Origin of the sequence: Vibrio salilacus (assembly GCF_002811245.1) — a bacterium.
GTDB lineage: Bacteria > Pseudomonadota > Gammaproteobacteria > Enterobacterales > Vibrionaceae > Vibrio > Vibrio salilacus.
Window position 1 is genome coordinate 1 of sequence record NZ_NIVQ01000045.1, and the last position, 4,989, is coordinate 4,989.

Genomic DNA, 4,989 nt, shown 5'->3' on the forward strand with positions numbered 1-4,989 from the left:
CGAATCTGCCTTAAACGCTTTGTTAGTTGCCATTCTAAACCTTTGATTTCCAGTTCATTTCCACTTTTTTGACAACGCCGTTTTTCAGCGCTTTGACAACTCAATTCAGGCGCAGTTTTAAAGCGCCTGCCACTGAAACCACTTGGAACTTACAACGACGTAGAAAACTGGCCAAAAGCACCCAATAAACCTTTGGAAAGGCAATGCCACAAAGCTGACTTTCAACGAGTAAATTCGCGTCTGAAACGGCAGAGCAAAACCACAGCATTAAATATCGAACACAATTTCAGCAAACTATCAGACACAAAACAGAGCAAAATTGCACGATACATTAGCCCTAAATATTCTGATTTAGCTGCATTTTTACCGCTGGCAACTAACGCCCTGTTAAGGTGTGAGCAACGCAATACCGAAGCCACCGCATACCACCTTAAACACTAAACGCAACGCATAACAAAAATGCCAAGCGTTGCGAATCACTCTTAAACAGTTTGTTAGCCATCAGGCTTCAGCAAGAAGTTGGATACCACGGTTAACCCAGTGCTCACCGTCTAATACCCAAGCTTCAATTTCTTCAAATTTTGATATTGGTAAATGTAAGAGCTGTGAAATGGCTATAGCACCTGCTCTTTCAGATTCATCATAGTGACCGTCGACTATTGCTAACTTAACTATCTCTTGAATAGCGACAACTTTCCCCTTATAGCTACCTATTTCGCCGCATGCTTCTGCAATTGACGGCGTGTTCAAAATGTTAAGTTCTATATCATTTTCGCTTGCATACGCATTTAAAAAATCAATCTCAGCATCTGATAAATTTCCATCAGCCTTTGAAATATCTACAAGTAACGACATTAAAGCTTTCTTTTCTGTATTTGCTAGTTGGTTAATAAACATTGTCTTATCCTTTAAACCATTTAACTGCTTTGTAAAGTCCATAGCCAACTACTGCCGCTGCCGCGACCGGAGCTGCCGTAGTTAACGCTACACCAGCAGCCATACCACCACCAACACTCCCACCAATCGCAGCAAGACCAGAAGTAATCCCCGCACCACTTAAACCTGCTACAGAACCAGCGGCACTAACGGCTGCAATACTACCTGCTGTTCCCGCTGCAGCCCCTGCATACGTTGCTTTTCGACCGATGCTTCTCGACTCTCGTTCATCAGAGTCAAGACTTTCATCATCTTTTAAAACAGTACTATTGATCAATGAAGCTGCTGCTAAACCGCCAGAACCACCCAATACCCCTAAGCCAGCTACAGCTCCTCCACCAACAGTACCACCTATTGTCGCAAGCCCACTCATAACTCCAGAACCGGATAATCCAGCCACGGAACCTGCGGAAGCAACAGCTGCTCTACTAGCAATGCCTGCTGAGGCTGACAGAGAACCAGAAGCTGCAGCTGTTCCACTATCGACTTGCCTACTAACATGGTTACCATCTAAACACCAGTTTACAAAGTGCTCGCAGTTGTTTCCCGTGAGACTATATGCATCTTCACCTAATCTGCTGCGAGCGCGCTTGGTAGATTCTGTTCTGGAATACCTGCGATTTGGATGAGGAACCACCTCAAAATCATTTCCGGCACAAAACTCCTTTAGACTCACTTCTTCAATGGGTCCGGACTGTAGACCATCAGCAAGACCTGAATAATGAACTACAACTTGATTTCCCACATAGAGCCCATGGTGAGAGTACAAACCACGAGAGCTTTTCAAGTGGTCTCCTATTTGAGGCATAAATTTCTCCTTTTTATGATGGCTAACGCCCGGTTAAGGGGCTGACAACGCAAAATACTGAACCTAAAATAACAACCGTAATCACAAATGCCGATTTGAACTAAAACCGCCACGCGTTGGCAGTCCCTCTTGAACCGTTTGTTATGCAAATTCAATAAGATAAACTGACTTTACTCGATCAAAAGCCACAATTGCAATGGTTGAGTAATTCAAGAACCAACCGAAGCCAGAGCCGTGATAAATAAGCCGCCAAAACAAAGTCCACCTTTCAGCAACAAACCAAACTTTTGAATCAGACAAACTCAACAAGCAAGACTTTCAGCAAATGCAAAATGCTCGATAAACTTACCCTTTCCACACTTTACGCACGCTGAATTGGCAACGAACCAGCGCTAAAACTGATTGAGGCAAACAAAAAACCTTGTCTGTTTTACGGCTTGAGTGAACCACGAATTTTAAGGTCAAAAAGCTCATTTGCCGACAACACAAAACGAATGGCCGGAGAAATCCCAAAAGATTGAACCCCTAAATTTACCTGAGTTGCATAACGCCCGCTTAAGGGGCAGCCAACGCTATTACCAACTTGCCGCATAACATCGTAATCACACAAACCAACGCATGGTAAAAATGCCACGCGTTGGCTGTCCCTCTTGAAGCGTTTGTTATGTAACAATATTTTCCATCATGTATATGTGATCAGCATACATTTGACCACCAATTCCATATGCATCAGGAGTAACACTATGTAATGTGAATCCACTTTTGATTAACACTTTTTCCGAACCCAGATTACCTTCAGTAACCACAGCGGAAAAACTGTTTAGGCAAAACTGTTTTCGGGAATATTCGACTAAAGCTCGTAATGATTCAGTTCCATAACCTCGACCGTGGAAACTAGGTAAAAACATAAAGCCAACTTCAGCAGTTCCATTCTGGATACAATAACCCGTTATGCCTACTTTGATACCAGTTTCTAATTCCGAAACAACCAAACAGTACCAATGGCTGGAATTTGGTGTCCATGGTTCAAGCCTAGAACGAAATTTAGATTGAATTTCCAGCAAAGTCGGTTCATCAAAGCAAAATGAAATCACCTCTGGATCGGTATGAAGTGTGTGAAATAGAGACCAATCATCTTCTGATATCGGAGACATCACTAAACGATCTGAACATATTTTTTCCACTGAACCTTCCTTGTTACATAACGCCCGCTTAAGGGGCAGTCAACGCTACTACCAACTTACCGCATAACACCGTAATCACCAAAACCAACGCATAGTAAAAATGCCACGCGTTGGCTGTCCCTCTTGAAGCGTTTGTTATGTGGCTTTGCCTCGTAAGCCAATTAAGTTACCAAAAGGGTCTTCTACTTGACACATTGAAAGCCCATTTTCTATTTCCATTGGGCCTCTGTATAGCTTTGCACCAAGAGCCTCAAAGCATGCTAATGAATTGGATAAATCGTTTACCGACCAGTAAAGAACAGTACCATTTTTACCAGAGCCCACCTTTTCATCAGCTTGCACTATTTCAATAGAAAAGCCATCAAGGTCTAACACTGTAAAATCAAAATCTGAGTGGTAGACAGGCGTCGCTTCAGGAAAGGCTTTTTGATACCAATCTAATCCCTGCTCTACATTAGGGACATGAATAAGAACTGCTGCTGGGGTCATATTTTCTCTCCTGCCACATAACGCCCGGCTAAGGGGTTGACGACGCATAGCCGAACTCAAAAAACACACTGTAAACACTGAACTTCAATTTTGCACTAAAGCCGCCACGCGTTGGCAATCCCTCTTGAGCCGTTTGTTAGCTGCTGCACTTTAGCCGGAGATTGACTACCCAACGGCTTAATTTGAAACACATTATTGTTTTCAAGCAACAAAGTAAAACGGACAACTGAGAAACTAAAACCTAACCCACGAAACGCACTTGGCAAAGAAGAAATAGCAGGAGAACTGACGAGCTTCTAAGGCTTCAATTTACAAAGAATTATGTCGAAGAAGCCAACAACCAAGTGCTCGAAATCAACTTAAGCGTGAAAGAGCTTCAAAACCAAAGAAGCCACGCCAAAGAAATAAACAAACACACCACTTCCCGTAAACAGACTTCGGTTAGCTCAAGCACTTCACGAACAGTGCCACTGGCGAGATACGCGGAAAAGTGCTGACTTTCAGGTGTAAAGCTAGAGCCTCTGACTAAGAAAAATAAGCGCTTAATTTTATGGTTTTTCTTAACCTCAGCTAACGCCCTGTTAAGGTGTGAGCAACGCAATACCGATGCTCGCGCATACCACCTTAACCACAAAACCTAACGCATAGTAAAAATGCCATGCGTTGCGAATCACTCTTAAACAGTTTGTTATGTAAGTGATATTTTACACCGAAGGCAAGCGTTTAGTTTTCACTTTCTTCTCCATCAGGGTAACGCTCGGACGGGCCTATTATGTTAATAAGTTGAATAATAAAATGATAAGTTGCTATTGTATAGTCGTTAACTCTTAAAGGTACTTCACTTATAGATTTCCCATTGTATTCATTGAAAAACTGGAAATTGGCAAGGTTATTATCAACAACATAAGAATGTTTTATTTTATTATTAAGAACTCTAATTTCATTAATCACTTCATACGAAGATAGCGCCGTAATATCAATGTTTTTTTCTTTAAATTTTTCGACTAACTTATTCCATACATGAGAACTCGATGTTTGATTTCCCAATAGAATCTTTAGAATACGGTTTGCATACTGCTCTATAGTAGCCCATAGGTTAATAACCATACTTTCATTTGCAATACATTTGATTTGGCTTTGTTGTTTGTATATATCGAACGCATTGAAAACCATTCGAGTAGTTGCCACTTCATCGAGGTTATCATGTCTAACATTATCGAACATTCCCTGATAATGCTCGTTAAACTTTTTAAACCCTGGCTCTATGGTTTGTTGATTATTTTCATGTGTAACCATAACAAAACGATGAAACATAACAATGTCATCAATTCGCTGAATTGCTTGTAGCCGCAAGCTAAAGCGCTCCGCTCCCTCAGGAAACTCGCAAACATCATCTATAATTGATTTATATTCGTCATTACCATCATTTTCATTGGTAAACTCATTTAGTGTTGGTAAATATGACATCAAATATCCTTATATATTATTCTACTAACTCGTAAAAAACGATTAATCACATAACGCCGCGTTAAGTAGTGAGCAACATTGCCACCTAACCTAAACCATTGTGCC

At 41.4% G+C, this 4,989-nt stretch carries 5 protein-coding genes and 1 pseudogene; all 6 read right to left on the reverse strand.

Features of this window, described 5'->3' with window-relative positions:
- Window positions 1-501: 501 nt before the first annotated feature.
- The 6 genes and pseudogenes from CDZ87_RS16320 to CDZ87_RS16370 all read right to left on the reverse strand — a co-directional run bounded on the left by CDZ87_RS16320 (window position 502) and on the right by CDZ87_RS16370 (window position 4,884).
- A complete protein-coding gene (locus CDZ87_RS16320; RefSeq protein ID WP_100754474.1) occupies window positions 502-897 on the reverse strand; it encodes a hypothetical protein in 396 nt (131 codons plus the stop codon).
- Between the two features lie 4 nt (window positions 898-901).
- Entirely contained in the window at window positions 902-1,309 is a 408-nt protein-coding gene (locus CDZ87_RS17400; RefSeq protein ID WP_245834752.1) for a hypothetical protein, read from the reverse strand.
- Between the two features lie 138 nt (window positions 1,310-1,447).
- A pseudogene (locus tag CDZ87_RS17610) lies at window positions 1,448-1,744 on the reverse strand (lecithin retinol acyltransferase family protein); the annotation flags it as partial.
- A gap of 662 nt (window positions 1,745-2,406) precedes the next feature.
- The gene (locus CDZ87_RS16340) at window positions 2,407-2,898 is read right to left on the reverse strand and encodes a GNAT family N-acetyltransferase (RefSeq protein WP_100754480.1); all 492 of its coding nucleotides are present in this window, start codon (window positions 2,896-2,898) and stop codon (window positions 2,407-2,409) included.
- Window positions 2,899-3,063: 165 nt separating this feature from the next.
- Window positions 3,064-3,417: a glyoxalase/bleomycin resistance/dioxygenase family protein gene (locus CDZ87_RS16350; protein ID WP_100754476.1), complete on the reverse strand. Its 354-nt coding sequence runs from the start codon at window positions 3,415-3,417 to the stop codon at window positions 3,064-3,066.
- A 723-nt stretch (window positions 3,418-4,140) separates the two neighbouring features.
- Window positions 4,141-4,884 (reverse strand): hypothetical protein, encoded by a 744-nt coding sequence (locus CDZ87_RS16370; RefSeq protein WP_100754479.1) that lies wholly within the window; start codon window positions 4,882-4,884, stop codon window positions 4,141-4,143.
- Window positions 4,885-4,989: the final 105 nt, after the last annotated feature.